At 64.7% G+C, this 13,858-nt stretch carries 17 protein-coding genes; 9 read left to right on the top strand and 8 right to left on the bottom strand.

Translation table 11 applies throughout. The features are described 5' to 3' along the window. Positions 1 to 20: 20 nt before the first annotated feature. Positions 21 to 992, bottom strand: a complete 972-nt coding sequence (locus ACNHGR_RS14540) for an NAD(P)H-dependent glycerol-3-phosphate dehydrogenase (RefSeq protein ID WP_475286999.1) — start codon at positions 990 to 992, stop codon at positions 21 to 23. Then, entirely contained in the window at positions 989 to 2,023 is a 1,035-nt protein-coding gene (tsaD, locus tag ACNHGR_RS14535; protein ID WP_475286997.1) for a tRNA (adenosine(37)-N6)-threonylcarbamoyltransferase complex transferase subunit TsaD, read from the bottom strand. Before tsaD ends, ACNHGR_RS14540 begins: the two co-directional genes overlap by 4 nt. A gap of 44 nt (positions 2,024 to 2,067) precedes the next feature. Here tsaD and hemC point away from each other — a divergent pair, with 44 nt between their 5' ends. The 4 genes from hemC (at position 2,068) to ACNHGR_RS14515 (ending at position 5,447) form a co-directional block, all read left to right on the top strand. Beyond that, positions 2,068 to 2,994 carry a hydroxymethylbilane synthase gene (hemC, locus tag ACNHGR_RS14530; protein WP_475286995.1) on the top strand — a complete coding sequence of 309 codons (927 nt, stop codon included), beginning with the start codon at positions 2,068 to 2,070 and terminating at the stop codon, positions 2,992 to 2,994. Then, positions 2,991 to 3,662 carry a uroporphyrinogen-III synthase gene (locus ACNHGR_RS14525; protein ID WP_475286993.1) on the top strand — a complete coding sequence of 224 codons (672 nt, stop codon included), beginning with the start codon at positions 2,991 to 2,993 and terminating at the stop codon, positions 3,660 to 3,662. The genes hemC and ACNHGR_RS14525 overlap by 4 nt, the downstream gene beginning before the upstream one ends. A gap of 28 nt (positions 3,663 to 3,690) precedes the next feature. Further along, positions 3,691 to 4,569: a hypothetical protein gene (locus tag ACNHGR_RS14520; RefSeq protein ID WP_475286991.1), complete on the top strand. Its 879-nt coding sequence runs from the start codon at positions 3,691 to 3,693 to the stop codon at positions 4,567 to 4,569. Between the two features lie 128 nt (positions 4,570 to 4,697). After that, positions 4,698 to 5,447, top strand: a complete 750-nt coding sequence (locus ACNHGR_RS14515; protein WP_184272248.1) for an alpha/beta fold hydrolase — start codon at positions 4,698 to 4,700, stop codon at positions 5,445 to 5,447. A 427-nt stretch (positions 5,448 to 5,874) separates the two neighbouring features. Here the strand turns inward: ACNHGR_RS14515 and ACNHGR_RS14510 are convergent, their stop codons facing one another. From ACNHGR_RS14510 to ACNHGR_RS14500, 3 genes are all read right to left on the bottom strand, one after another. After that, entirely contained in the window at positions 5,875 to 6,399 is a 525-nt protein-coding gene (locus ACNHGR_RS14510) for a YcxB family protein (RefSeq protein ID WP_475288438.1), read from the bottom strand. 29 nt (positions 6,400 to 6,428) lie between these two features. Then, positions 6,429 to 7,766 carry a glutamate--tRNA ligase gene (gene gltX, locus ACNHGR_RS14505; RefSeq protein WP_475286989.1) on the bottom strand — a complete coding sequence of 446 codons (1,338 nt, stop codon included), beginning with the start codon at positions 7,764 to 7,766 and terminating at the stop codon, positions 6,429 to 6,431. Positions 7,767 to 7,870: 104 nt separating this feature from the next. After that, positions 7,871 to 9,532, bottom strand: a complete 1,662-nt coding sequence (locus tag ACNHGR_RS14500) for an NAD+ synthase (RefSeq protein ID WP_475286988.1) — start codon at positions 9,530 to 9,532, stop codon at positions 7,871 to 7,873. A gap of 119 nt (positions 9,533 to 9,651) precedes the next feature. On the opposite strand from ACNHGR_RS14500, the gene ACNHGR_RS14495 reads away from it, so the two are divergent. Next, complete coding sequence (locus tag ACNHGR_RS14495) at positions 9,652 to 10,587, top strand: ribose-phosphate pyrophosphokinase (protein ID WP_184268692.1); 936 nt, start codon at positions 9,652 to 9,654, stop codon at positions 10,585 to 10,587. A gap of 7 nt (positions 10,588 to 10,594) precedes the next feature. Here the strand turns inward: ACNHGR_RS14495 and ACNHGR_RS14490 are convergent, their stop codons facing one another. Together ACNHGR_RS14490 and ACNHGR_RS14485 are read right to left on the bottom strand one after the other, a co-directional pair. Then, entirely contained in the window at positions 10,595 to 10,831 is a 237-nt protein-coding gene (locus ACNHGR_RS14490; RefSeq protein ID WP_184272245.1) for a hypothetical protein, read from the bottom strand. 50 nt (positions 10,832 to 10,881) lie between these two features. Continuing rightward, a complete protein-coding gene (locus ACNHGR_RS14485) occupies positions 10,882 to 11,304 on the bottom strand; it encodes a VOC family protein (RefSeq protein WP_475286986.1) in 423 nt (140 codons plus the stop codon). A gap of 68 nt (positions 11,305 to 11,372) precedes the next feature. Here ACNHGR_RS14485 and ACNHGR_RS14480 point away from each other — a divergent pair, with 68 nt between their 5' ends. Beyond that, positions 11,373 to 12,194, top strand: coding sequence for an inositol monophosphatase family protein (locus ACNHGR_RS14480; RefSeq protein WP_184268688.1), 822 nt, complete (start codon positions 11,373 to 11,375; stop codon positions 12,192 to 12,194). Continuing rightward, positions 12,178 to 12,504 carry a hypothetical protein gene (locus tag ACNHGR_RS14475; RefSeq protein WP_475286984.1) on the top strand — a complete coding sequence of 109 codons (327 nt, stop codon included), beginning with the start codon at positions 12,178 to 12,180 and terminating at the stop codon, positions 12,502 to 12,504. The genes ACNHGR_RS14480 and ACNHGR_RS14475 overlap by 17 nt, the downstream gene beginning before the upstream one ends. On the opposite strand, the gene ACNHGR_RS14470 is transcribed toward ACNHGR_RS14475, so the two are convergent. Continuing rightward, positions 12,494 to 12,907, bottom strand: a complete 414-nt coding sequence (locus ACNHGR_RS14470) for a VOC family protein (RefSeq protein WP_475286982.1) — start codon at positions 12,905 to 12,907, stop codon at positions 12,494 to 12,496. The two genes, ACNHGR_RS14475 and ACNHGR_RS14470, sit on opposite strands and share 11 nt — an antisense overlap. Before the next feature lie 201 nt (positions 12,908 to 13,108). On the opposite strand from ACNHGR_RS14470, the gene rpmI reads away from it, so the two are divergent. Together rpmI and rplT are read left to right on the top strand one after the other, a co-directional pair. After that, positions 13,109 to 13,312, top strand: coding sequence for a 50S ribosomal protein L35 (gene rpmI, locus ACNHGR_RS14465; RefSeq protein WP_056690492.1), 204 nt, complete (start codon positions 13,109 to 13,111; stop codon positions 13,310 to 13,312). 13 nt (positions 13,313 to 13,325) lie between these two features. Then, positions 13,326 to 13,688 carry a 50S ribosomal protein L20 gene (gene rplT, locus ACNHGR_RS14460; protein WP_120251268.1) on the top strand — a complete coding sequence of 121 codons (363 nt, stop codon included), beginning with the start codon at positions 13,326 to 13,328 and terminating at the stop codon, positions 13,686 to 13,688. Positions 13,689 to 13,858 lie beyond the last annotated feature (170 nt).

Here is a 13,858-nt window from a genome sequence, read left to right as displayed (position 1 = left end):
TGCAGCCTCAGCGCGACGGGTTATTCCGGCCGCAGCGGCCGGGCGAGCAGCGCGTCGATGACCTGGGCCAGCGGCGCGACGTCGGCCAGCAGGGCGCAGACCGCTTCCACCACCGGCATTTCCACACCGGCAGCGCGGGCCGCATCGCGCAGGACGGGGGCGGTGAAGGCCCCTTCGGCCACGGTGCGGCGGTTGGACAGGAGATCGGCGGCGCTGCCGCCCTCACCCAGCCCCTTGCCCAGCGAGAAGTTGCGCGAGTTGGTGGACGAGCAAGTGAGGACGAGGTCGCCCAGCCCGGACAGGCCGCCCAGCGTTTCCGCGCGCGCGCCACGCGCCAGGCCGAAGCGGGTCATTTCGGCAAAGCCCCGCGATATGAGCGCGGCGCGCGCGTTGAGGCCAAGGCCGGCCCCGTCCGCGACACCGCAGGCGATGGCGAGCACATTCTTGACCGCGCCGCCGATTTCCGCACCGATCACATCGTCCGACAGATAGGGGCGGAAGGCGGGTCGGGCGATCCGGGCAGCGAGGCGCTGGCCCAGTTCCCGGTTCTCGCAGGCCAGGGTGATGGCGGTCGGCAGCCCCTTGGCCACTTCATGCGCGAAGGTCGGGCCGGACAGGACCGCGATGGGCGATGTCGGTTGCGCCTGCAAAGCGACTTCCGACATGAGCAGGCTGCTCCCCGCCTCTATGCCCTTTGAGCAGAGGACGAGCGGAACGCCGGCGGGCGCCTGCGCCACGACGCTGCGCAGATGCTGGGCCGGGCTGACCACCAGCAACAGGTCGCAACCCGACAGGTCGGCCATGCTGGTCGTCGCCGTGATCGAGGGCGAAAGCGGAATATTGGCGAGATAGAGGGGATTTTCCTGGGTACGATTGATCGCATCCACCACATCGGGTTCCAGCGCCCAGAGGGCGACCGGCTGGCCATCGCTGGCCAGCAATTGTGCCAGCGCCGTACCCCAGGCGCCTGCGCCGATGACTCCCGCCTTCATGCCTTCACTCCTGCTCCACGCGCCTTTTCCGCTGCCGGGTCGAGCGGCCAGCGCGGCCGGGCGGGCACGGTCAGATCATCGACAAGGCCCACCGCATAGCGCTCCGCCCCTGCCCAGGCGATCATCGCCGCATTGTCGGTGCACAGCCACAGCGGCGGCGCGACGAAGGGCAGGTCATGCGCGGCCGCCAGCGATTCGAGCGCGGTGCGGATCGGCTGGTTTGCGGCCACGCCGCCCGCTACGACTAGCGCGGTAACGCCTTCGCTGGCCGCCAGCGCGCGACGGGTGCGGTCGATCAGACAGTCGATCACCGCCTGCTGGAAGGAGGCGGCGATGTCTTCGGTTGTATATTGGCCCGACTGGACGGCGCGCATCACCGCGCTCTTGAGGCCGGCGAAAGAGAAATGTGGTTCGGCCGTGCCGACCAGCGGGCGCGGCAGGGGGACGGCCTTGGGATTGCCTTGCGCCGCCGCCTTTTCCACGCGCGGGCCGCCAGGATAGCCGAGGCCCAGCAGCTTGGCGGTCTTGTCGAACGCCTCGCCGGCCGCATCGTCGATCGTGGTGGCGAGGCGCGCATAATCGCCCGGCCCCTTCACATGAAGCAACTGGCAATGGCCGCCCGAGACAAGGAGCAGCAGATAGGGAAATTGCAGCGTCGGATCGGCCAGGCGCGGCGAAAGGGCATGGCCTTCCAGATGGTTGACCGCGACCAGCGGCTTGCCCGCCGCATGAGCGAGCGCCTTGCCAGTGACGAGGCCGACCATCACGCCGCCGATCAGGCCCGGCCCGGCGGTGGCGGCGATCACGTCCACGTCCGCCAGCGTCATCTCCGCATCAGCCAGCGCCGCCTCAATCAAGGGCGCGAGTGCTTCCACATGGGCGCGGGCGGCGATTTCGGGCACGACGCCGCCATAGGGGCGGTGCGCTTCTTCCTGCGTGGCGAGGCGATGCGCCAATATCCGGCCATCGGCCGTCACCAGCGCCGCCGCGGTTTCGTCGCAGCTTGATTCCAGGCCAAGGATGATGGTCATTGCCGCTTCCATCTAATGCCCACGGCTATTAGAGCAAGCCGCATATGCTTTTCACAGATCGACCGTTGCGCCTCGGCACCAGAGGATCGCCCCTGGCGCTGGCCCAGGCCCACATGACCGCCCGCGCCCTGTGCGCTGCCCATGGCTGGGCCGACGATGCCGTGCAGGTCGTCACGGTGCAGACCAGCGGCGACCGGATTCAGGACCGGGCGCTGGCCGAGATCGGCGGCAAGGCGTTGTGGACCAAGGAACTGGACCGGGCGCTGGTGGCGAGCGAGATCGACTTTTCGGTCCATAGTATGAAGGATGTGGAGACGCTGCGCCCGGACGCCTTCCGTATCGCCGCCATGCTGCCGCGCGCCGATGTGCGCGACAGGCTGGTCGGGGTGGAGAGTTTCGATGCGCTGCCGGCTAATCCGCTGGTCGGCACCAGCTCGCCACGCCGGGCCGCGCAGGTGAAGCGGCTGCGCCCCGATGCGACCATCACCCTGTTTCGCGGCAATGTCGCCACGCGGCTGGCCAAGCTGGAAGCAGGCGAGGTGCATGCGACGCTGCTGGCAGCGGCAGGACTCGACCGGCTGGACCAGAGCGATGTCGGCACGACGATTCCGATCGACCTGATGCTGCCGGCGCCGTCGCAGGGCGCGGTGGGGATCGAAACGCTGGCGGACAATGAATCCGTGGTCGCGGCGCTGACGGCGATCAACGACCGTGACACGTTCGACGCCGTGATGGCGGAGCGTGGCGTGTTGAAGGGACTGGGCGGCACCTGTCATTCGCCGATCGCGGCATTGGCGCGGGTGGAGGCTGACGGCCTGTATCTGATGGCTGAGATCATCAGCCCGGATGGGCAGGAAACGGTGCGCGAGGAAGCGCAACTGGCGCGTGCCGACGAGGCGGCAGCGGAAGCGATCGGGCAAGCGCTGCTGGAGCGGGCCAGTCCGGCGCTGCGCGCGCTGTTCGAGGGGTGAGACGCGTCCTGATCCTGCGCCCCGAACCGGCGGCGGGCAGGACGGCGGCCAAGGCCGTGGCCATGGGCATGGATGCACGGGTGCATCCTTTGTTTGCGCCCCAGCCGATCGACTGGACGCCGCCGGTGCCGGAGGATTTTGACGCGCTGTTGCTGACCAGCGCCAATGGCGTGGCCTTTGCCGGGCCAGCACTGCTCCATTATCGCGGCCTGCCTGCCTATGCCGTGGGCGCGGCCACGGCGCAGGCACTGTCGGAGGCCGGATTTCCTTGCATCATCGCGGGCGACGGCGACGGCAGCGCGATCGCGGCACGGATCATCAGCGACGGGCATGGCCGGGTTTTGCATCTGGCCGGCACGACGGTCGCGCCAATGGAAACCGGCGCGCTCGATATCATACGGATCGCAGTCTATGGCATGACCGGCCTGCCGCCAGACCCTGCCCTGCTGGAGGATGCGGTGCCGGGGGCGATCCTGCTGGTTCATTCGCCGCGTGCAGCGGCCCGACTGGCAGAACAGATCGACCGGGACCGGCGGAAAAGCCTGCATATCGTGGCGATCAGCGCGACGACGCTGGCCGCCTGCGGCAATGGCTGGGCCAGTGGCCAGTTCCCCCATTTACCGCGCGATGACGATATGCTGGCCCTTGCCCGTCGATTGTGCGAATGACGGGGCAATGACAGACGAAAGGGTCCGCATGAACGACGAGGATGGGGTCGGCACGGTCGGCGCCGTGCCGCCGCCCGCGCGTCGGCGTAGCCTGTTGCCGCTGCTGATCCTGACGCTGCTGGCCTTTGCCGTGGGCGTGGTGCTGACCGTCTGGGCCTGGCCGCAGGTGCAACGGCGCTGGGGCGATCCGCAGCCCCAGCCAGCTTCGCAAGTCCCGACACAGGGCCTGATCGGGGCCGCCAATCCCGTCACCGTCCGGCCGCTGACCGCCGATGCCGCGCAGATGCTGGACAGCCGGGTCATCCAGTTGGAGGAGCGGCTGAACCGCATCACCGTGGAGGCACAGGCCGCATCGGGCAATGCCGCGCGCGCCGAAGGGCTGCTGGTCGCCTTTGCCGCGCGCCGTGCGCTCGATAACGGAACCCCGCTCGGCTATATCGAGGGGCAGTTGCGGCTGCGTTTCGGCCAGGCGCAACCCCGCGCCGTCGCCGCGATCATCAATGCCGCGCGCGAGCCGATCACGCTCGCTGACCTGCGCGGCGGACTAATGGACGTATCCGTCCAGTTGACGACACCGCCCGCCAATGCCGGATGGTGGGACGCGCTGGAGCATGAGGCGCGCGAGCTCATCACCATCCGCAAGGCATCGACCCCCTCCCCCCGGCCGCAGGTCGCGATGGACCGGGCGCTGCGCTATATCGACGGCGGCCGGGTCAGCGCCGCGCTGGCCGAGGTCGAGCGAATGCCCGGACGGGCAGCGGCCGACCGGTGGATGCAATATACAAGGCGCTATCTGGAGGCCCGGCGCGCGCTGGACCTGATCGAGACAGCGGCCATTTTGGAACCGCGTGAGTTGCGCGGAACCGAAGGCAGCACGGTTAGCCAAACCTCCCCGCTCGCTCCCTGACCCAGTGTCACAAACGACGAACCGTTGATCGCATGAGGCGAAACCCATAGACGCGCTCGGCGTTGTCACGATAATGTCATCGTTTCCCGCGGCGCATCATGCGGCGGGGTTCAGGGATCATCGTCGTCGTGCCGCCTTACGCTCAAGCTGTCAGCACATTCTGGAAGGATCGCCTCGCGTCCGGGCCGCGCGCGGCGCAGCTTCCGCCTGTGCAGCAGTTGCTGGGCAATCTGAGCGTGCCGTTCGACCTGAAGCGGACGCGAGCGCAGGCTGCCCTGCTGGCCGGGCAGATGCAGGGCGACGGGCGCAGCGTGCTGCTGATCCCCGGCCTGATGGCGTCGGAACAGCGCATGGGATGGCTGCGCGATATATTGAACGCGGCCGGTTATGACGCGCATGACTGGGGCATAGGCCGCAATTTCGGGCCGAAGCCCGACAGTCTCGACAAGATCGACCGGCGCGTGGACGCGATTCGTAAACAGACCGGGGCGCCAGTGACGCTGGTGGGATGGAGTTTGGGCGGACTTTATGCCCGCGAATATGCCAAGTTTGCCGCACACAAGGTCGGTGGCGTGGTGACGATGGGCACGCCCTTTTCCGGCGATCCGCGCGCCAACCATGCCTGGCGGCTCTATCAGCTGGTGTCGGGCCATCCGGTCGATCGTCCGCCCTTCCCCTGCACCCGCGAGGCCAAGCCGCCGGTACCGACCGTGGCGCTGTGGTCCAAGCGTGACGGCGTGATCCTGCCGGAATGTTCGCGCGGCCGGGCCGGTGAGCGCGACAAGGCGATCGAGGTGGATTGCACCCATATGGGCTTTGCCGCCTCGCCCGAGGGCATTGCGGCCGTGGGCAAGGCGCTGGAGGCGTTGCGGGCCTGACGCGGCCGGCCTGATCGGGTCACGGATTCGACCGACAGGATCACGGCACCCAAGTTCACACCGTCGATGCCATGCTGTTTCCGGGCTTTTTGGCCAAAAACGCGGCCACCACGCGCCCCCAATGCACCACTGGCGCACCAACCGGGTCATCATGGCGCGCGGCCCACGCACCGGGGATGCGCCACTTGGGTCAAGATGGCGCGTCGCTTTGCGGAATGTCCAACGGGACGGGACATGATGCAGGGCAGCCTGGTCATCCTTGAGGATAGATCAGGCAAAATCCTACATTGGAAGGGAAGTAGGAGGGCAGCCATCCCCTCAGCGATCCGCAGGATATCGGCGCGCACTCTAGCTCTCGGCGCTTTCCGCGAGCGTCAAAATGATTCGCGCGGCGGCGCGGAGAACGCGGAGGAATTGGAAGCCGATGTCAGCGCCGCGGCAGACCGCTGGCGATCAGCGTGGCACGAAGGTCGGTATCCTGCTCTGTTGTCAGAACATGGCGCGGCACGAACTGGTAGAGCGTGTCGTTCAGATAGAGAAGATAGACCGATCCGGTTTCGCGCCAGCGATGATAATGCGACCAAGGCAATCTTTGACTTCCATTCACAGTTTCCCAAAATATGCCTTCGGGAGACCAACCGAACGTCATTTCCTGATGCTGCGATTTGCTCTGCTCAAACAGTTTTTCCACCCGACCCGGCAGCAGCATAAAGTTTAGCGCAACGAGCAACAGGACGCAGACTACGCCTCCAACGGCTCCGATCGCTGCGGAGGGAAACAAACTGTCCAGAGATTCGCCTGCCTGTAGCGTTAATATGACCAGCGCTCCAATCACCAAAGCGCAGCCCACACAAATGCCTATCCATGTCTTCAAAGAGGCAAGACGGCGAATATAATTACCTCTGGCTGCCGCCACATAATGAGGGAGCATCGGCCGAAAAGTGATTTGCATCGTCACAGGTTGCCTCCTTGTGAAGACATTTAAACCGACGAAACGACCAGCCGCTCTAACGCTCTCTCCCGGCCAATCAGGGGCAGCAATTGTGCCATGTCGGGGCCGTGGTCCAGGCCGGTCAGGGCGCGGCGCAGGGGCAGGAAGAGGGGCTTGCCCTTGCGGCCTGTCTCTTCCTTCAGCGCATTAGTCAGCGTGCGCCAGATGTCGGCATCGAAGGCCGTGCCGGACAGGATACGATGCGCGCTGGCGAGAAAATCGCGATCCTCTTCCGCCACTTCGGGTGCGGCGATCGGGCCGGTGACAATGCGCCACCAGTCGGCCGCGCCCGCGACCGTTTCCAGATTGGGGCGGATCGCTGCCCATGCCAGCGCGTCCATGCCATCAGGAAGCCGGTCGGCGACCGCTTCATAGGAGAGCAGATGGACGACCTTCTGGTTGAGGGTCGCCAGTTCGGCTTCGTCGAAGCGCGCGGGCGCGCGGCCGAAATGAGCGAAGTCGAAATGATCGATCAGGGGCGCTGTGTCGGCGAAGGGTTCGACCGGCTGCGACGTGCCGAGCCGCGCGAGCAGGGACACGACGCTCATCGCTTCCAGCCCGATCTCGCGGAAATGGGCGACGCCGAGCGAGCCGAGGCGCTTCGACAGCTTGCCCTCGCTGCCGGTGAGCAGCGCTTCATGGGCGAACGCCGGGAGCGACGCGCCGAGCGCGGTGAACATCTGGATCTGGGTCGCGGTGTTGGACACATGATCCTCCCCACGCAGGACATGGGTGACGCCCATGGCGATATCGTCGATGACGGAAGGGAGCATGTAGAGCCAACTGCCGTCGGCGCGGCGGATCACCGGATCGGACAGCAATTTCGGATCGAAACGCTGATCGCCACGGATGAGGTCGGTCCAAATGATCGGCTGGTCATGATCCAGTTTGAAACGCCAGTGCGGCGTGCGGCCTTCGGCTTCATAGGCGGCGAACTGGTCCCGGGTCAGCGACAGGGCGGCGCGGTCATAAACCGGCGGCAGGCCGCGTCCGAGCAGGATCTTGCGGCGTAGCTCGAGTTCCTGCTGGGTTTCATAGGCCGGGTAGACATGACCGGAGGCTTTGAGCGCCTCGAACCGGGACTCATAGAGGGCGAAGCGGTCGGACTGTTTTTCCTCGCCATCCCAATGGAGGCCCAGCCAGTTGAGGTCCGCCTTGATGCTTTCCGCATATTCGGGGCGCGAGCGTTCGAGGTCGGTATCGTCGAGGCGCAGCAGGAAGCGGCCGCCGGACTTGCGCGCCCACAGCCAGTTGTGGAGCGCGGCACGGATATTGCCGACATGGAGATGGCCGGTCGGCGACGGGGCGAAGCGGGTGATGACGGTCATAAGTCCAGTCCTGAACCCGTTCGGTTCGAGCCTGTCGAGAACTGTTCTCGACGACGCTTCTCGACTTCGCTCGAAGCTGCTCGAACCGAACGGTTTGGGGTTGGTTAGATGCTGCGGAAGCCATTGGTGATCGGATAGCGGCGGTCGCGGCCGAAATTGCGGATGCCGAGCTTCACGCCGGGCGGCGACTGGCGGCGCTTATATTCGGCGATGTAGAGAAGGCGTTCGATGCGGGCGACCGTCTCCTTCTCGAAGCCACGCTCGACCAGCTTGTCGACCGACAATTCCTCCTCGACCAGGCCGTAGAGGATCGGGTCCAACACCTCATAGGGGGGCAGACTGTCGTCGTCGCGCTGGTTGTCGCGCAGTTCGGCGCTGGGGGGCTTGGTAATGACTCGTTCGGGCATGACCGGGCCGGCGGGACCAAAGCCTTCGCCGAGCGACGGCATATTCTCGTTGCGCCAGCGGCAGAGGTCGAACACGGTGGTCTTGTAAGCATCCTTCAGCACCGAATAACCGCCCGCCATGTCGCCATAGATGGTGGCATAACCGACCGACATCTCGCTCTTGTTGCCGGTGGTCAGCAGCATATGGCCATATTTGTTGGACAGGCCCATCAGCGTCACGCCACGAATGCGCGACTGGATATTCTCCTCCGTCAGGTCGCGGCTGCGGCCTTCGAAGACGGGGGCGAGCATCGTGTCGAAGGCAGCGACGGCCGGTTCGATCGGGATCGTGTCGTAACGAACACCTAACAGGCGCGCACATTCGACCGCGTCGTCCAGGCTTTCCTGACTGGTGAAGCGCGAGGGCATCATCACGCACCAGACGCGATCCGCGCCCAGCGCATCGACCGCGACGGCGGCGGAGAGCGCGGAATCGATGCCGCCCGACAGGCCCAGCACCACGCCGGGGAAACGGTTGCGGTTCACATAGTCGCGCAGGCCCAGCACCATGGCGTTGTAGATGTCGGCCGGGCGCGGATCGAGATCATGCCTGTCGCCGGGCAGGCAGACCCACTGGCCATCCCACTTTTCCCATGTCGTGAGTATCAGCGATTCCTCCCAGTCGGGCAGTTGCTGCGCGACGCTGAGATCGCCGTTCATCACGAAGGAGGCCCCGTCGAACACCAGTTCGTCCTGCCCGCCGACGCGATTGAGATAGACAAGCGGCAAGCCGGTTTCGCGGACGCGCGTGCCGGCGACGGCGTTGAGGCGGCGATCGTCCTTGTCGACTTCGAACGGGCTGCCATTGGGGCTGATCAGGATTTCCGCGCCCTCGGCCCGCAAATGGGCGGTGACGAAGGGGAACCAGATATCCTCGCAGATGGGAACGCCGATCTTGACGCCCTTGAACAGGATCGGCGCAGGCAGCGGGCCGGGCGCGAAAAGCCGCTTTTCGTCGAAGGTGCCGTAATTGGGCAGTTCACGCTTCTGCCGGATCGCGGTGACGGCGCCATTTTCCAGCAGGGCGACGACGTTGAAGAGAACCCCCTGCGAGGCGACCACGGTGCCAACCAGCATCGCCGGGCCGCCGTCCGCCGTTTCCTGCGCCATCCGGTCGAGATGATAATTGGCCTGATCGAGCAGGGCAGGCTTGAGCACCAGATCCTCGGGCGGATAGCCGATCAGTTGCAATTCGGGATAGACGATCAGGTCCGCGCCCTTCGCCCGTGCGCGCCATTCCAGCATGGCGTCGGCATTGGCTTTGGGGTCGCCCATATATTGGGACATCTGCGCAAGCGCGATCACGAGTTTATCGGTCATGGTTCGGCCCCTAGTTCATTTTGTCGCAGGGCGCAAAAGCGCCTTTCCACATGGGACATGCGCCGCTAAAGGGGCCGCGTTTCGCGCATCGTCATCCATCTGTCACAGGGGTTTTCGCTATGAAACTCATGACCGGCAATTCCAACAAGCCGCTTGCGGCCGCCATCGCCGACTATATCGAAATCCCCCTGACCGACGCCAGCGTCCGTCGTTTCGCCGACGAAGAAGTTTTCGTTGAAATTCATGAGAATGTCCGCGGCGAGGACGTGTTCGTGATCCAGTCGACGGCCTATCCGACCAACGACAATCTGATGGAATTGCTAATCATGATCGATGCGCTGAAGCGCGCGTCGGCCAAGCGAATCACTGCCGTCGTTCCCTATTTCGGCTATGCCCGGCAGGATCGGAAGCCCGGTCCGCGCACCCCGATTTCCGCCAAACTGGTCGCCAACCTGATCACCACCGCCGGCGCCGACCGCGTGCTTTCGGTCGACCTGCACGCAGGTCAGATTCAGGGCTTCTTCGACATCCCGACCGACAATCTGTTCGGCGCACCGGTGATGTCGGCCGATATTCAGGCCCGTTTCGGTGACAAGAATATCATGGTCGTGTCGCCTGACGTCGGCGGCGTGGTGCGCGCCCGCGCGCTGGCCAAGCGGCTTGACAACGCGCCGCTCGCCATCGTCGACAAGCGCCGCGAACGCGCCGGCGAATCCGAGGTGATGAACATCATCGGCGACGTGAAGGGCCGTTTCTGCATCCTGATCGACGATATCGTCGATTCCGCCGGGACGCTGTGCAACGCCGCCAGCGCGCTGAAGGCAGCAGGCGCAGAGGACGTCATCGCCTATGTCAGCCATGGCGTGCTGTCGGGCGGGGCGGTCGCGCGGGTCGATGCGTCGGAACTGCTGGAACTGGTCATCACCGATTCGATCCAGGGCACCGATGCGGTGAACGGCAGCCAGCGCATCCGTCACCTGCCCATCGCCCCGCTGCTCGGCGAAGCGATCAAGCGCATCGCCGACGAGAGTTCGGTATCCAGCCTGTTCGATTGAAACGAGATTACGCCGCTGGCAGCAAGGCCAGCGGCGTCGCACATAGCAGGATCAGCGCGACGACGATGCGCTGACCGCGCGAGATGCCCAGCATATTTTCGCGCCACAGCATCGGACAGGCCAGAACGGCGAGGCCGATCAACAGGTTGGAGAGCATGGCCGATCCGCCGATCGGCATGTCCTGACGCAGGGCGAGGCCCACGAACAGGGCGATGAAGCTCAATATCCAGCCGACCATGGCCATGGGCATGCCCCTTTCTTATCGCAGGCTAGAACGGCGCGGTTGCGGAAGGCTTAATCCGTCCATGGATCGTAGCTGCCGAAGCTCCAGACATTGCCCTCCGGATCGAGCGCGGTGTAGCCGCGACCGGGATAGCCATCATTGTCATGCGGTTCATCGACCACCACCGCGCCTTCATTGCGGGCATGGAGGCAATGGGCGTCAGGATCGGGCACCACGATATAGACGCAGGCGGTGATGCCGCCGAGGTCGCGGGCGGTGGACCAGGTGTAGAGGGATTCGCCCTCCATATCCTTGACGCTGCCCAACATGACCATGCCGTCGCCCAGCATCAGTTGGGCATGGTGGATGATCGTGGGATCGGCATCGTCGGGATAGACGGCATGACGTTGAAAGCCGAAAGCGGCGCACAGAAAGTCGATGGCGGCAGGCGCATCGGCGTAGCGCAGGCATGGGATGACGGGCGAACCGGGCATGGTCCTCTCCTTCTTCTGTTGCGCCGTTCAGTCTAGCGCAACGGCAGCGCAACCGCTAGGCGAGAGGCATGACGACCCGCGACGATCTGGCCCTTGCCAACCGCCTTGCCGACGCCGCCGGCGCCGCCATCCGCCCCTTTTTTCGTGCCCGCTACGATCTGGAGATCAAGGCGGACAAATCGCCTGTGACGGAGGCCGATCGTGCCGCCGAAGCCGCGATCCGCGCCATATTGGAAAAGGAACGGCCGGACGACGGCATCATCGGCGAGGAATATGGATCGGTGCGGACCGATGCCGAGCGGGTGTGGATTCTCGATCCGATCGACGGGACGCGCAGCTTCATCGCCGGGCGACCGATCTTCGGCACGCTGATCGCACTGACTCAAGCAGGGTGGCCGACCATCGGCATCATCGACCAGCCGATCGCGCGCGAACGCTGGGCCGGGATGAGCGGGCAGCCGACCACCTTCAACGGCAAGCCCGTCCGCACGCGCGGATGCAAGGCGTTGGAGGGTGCGGGCATCGCCACCACCAGCCCGCATCTCTTCGCCGATGGCGACGTGCCGCATTATCTGGCGCTGGTCGCCGCCGTATCGGGCGGATCTCCGCGACAGGGGCCGGTCTATGGCGGGGATTGCTATAATTACGGGCTGCTGTCGTCCGGCTTTCTGGACATCGTCATCGAATCGGGTCTGCAAAGCTATGATTTTGCAGCGCTGGTGCCAGTGGTCGAAGGTGCGGGCGGGCTGATGTGCGACTGGAATGGCGAGCCGCTGACGGCAGATAGCGAAGGTCATGTGCTGGCGCTGGGCGATCCGGCGCGACTGGAGGATGTGCTGGAGGCGATCCATCAGTCCGGGCACGACCATGGGCATGATCATCATCATTGATCGGCCCAGGTCGCAGGTCAGCATGCTCACAAAGCGCCGATCAGCTGTTCAGGCCTTGGGATTAGTCCTGGCGCTGACGATGGGAGGGTGCGACCGCAAACTGCCTTTTTCCCCGACCGTCTTTGAAAAGGCGCAGGCGCGATGCGGCGCGAAGGACGCCTACATCATACCGGATCACCCTAAAGCGATCGCCTTCCATGGCTCTTCGGACGACCATGGGGCGCAGGCGAAATGCCTGAAGGGCATATTGCGGGACACGGATATGGAGCAGATCGTCCTCATCCGCTCGCAAATGTATGTTACGCCTTGACCGGCCCTCCGATCGACCAGACATGGCCGAAGGGATCGACCAGCTGGCCGTAGCGCGCACCCCAGAACTGGTTGTCGAGCGGGAAGCGGATGCTTGCCCCGGCATCCAGCGCGCGGCCCCACCATAGATCGGCATCGTCAACCTCCAGATGCAGGGTGGTGCCGGCCGCGGGCGGCAAGGGCTCGCCATTGGCCATCTCATGAAAATGATCGTTCAGCATCAGCGGCCCGCCATTGATGGTCAGATGGGCGTGCATGATCCGGGCGCCATCATCGGCCAAGTGACGGCTCTGTTCGGTCGCGCCGAATGCCGTCTGATAGAAACGGATCGCCTCGGTGGCCTTGCCGTCGGGGATGACGATATGCGGGGTGACGCCCGGCATGGTGAAGGGTGTGTCGGTCATGGCCCTCTCCGTCTTCGAGTCGTGATGTGCACAGGATAAACCCGGCGGATGACAGGCAGAAGATGCTCCACGACGCCGAATCGCTTGCTTTTCCTGCCATGGCCTACTAAGGGCCGCCCTTCGCGATATTCGGAAGGACCGCCCGGCTAACTAGGGCTGCCGGGGCTGTCTGTAATCGTCGCGCCAACCAAGGAGACGAAAATGCCCAAGATGAAGACCAAGAGCGGTGTGAAGAAGCGCTTCAAGTTCACCGCCACCGGCAAGGTGAAGCACGGCGTCGCTGGCAAGCGTCACCGCCTGATCAGCCACAATGCCAAGTATATCCGTCAGAACCGCGGTACGTCCGTCCTGTCGGATTCCGATGTTGCCCATGTGCGCCTGTGGGCGCCCTACGGCCTGAAGTAAGGAGTAGAGGCACATGGCACGCGTAAAACGTGGTGTAACCACCAAGGCGAAGCATAAGCGGATTTTGGATCAGGCGAAGGGCTATTATGGCCGTCGCAAGAATACGATCCGCGTCGCTCGCCAGGCCGTCGAAAAGGCCGGCCAGTACGCCTATCGCGACCGTAAGGTTAAGAAGCGTTCGTTCCGTGGTCTGTGGATTCAGCGCATCAACGCCGGCGTTCGCGCCGAAGGCCTGACCTATTCGCAGTTCATGCACGGCCTGAAGCTGGCCGGCGTCGAACTGGACCGGAAGGTTCTGGCCGACATCGCGATGCACGAAGGCGAGGCGTTTAGCGCCATCATCGCCCAGGCGAAGGCTGCGCTGCCCGCGGCCTGAGCGGACTGATCGCAAGATCGTCAAAGGGGCGCCGGGGCAAATGCCTTCGGCGCCCTTTTTGTTTTTTCAGTTCCCTTTCCGTTCGTGCTCAGTCGTTCGAGGCGAGCATGCGCCCTTCGACAGGCTCAGGGCGAACGGAGGTTGGTTGAGTCTGAACATCGGGGGCTAAT

The sequence above is a fragment of the Sphingobium sp. RS1 genome, from assembly GCF_056156825.1.
This window is presented reverse-complemented; position numbering and strand designations above follow the sequence as displayed.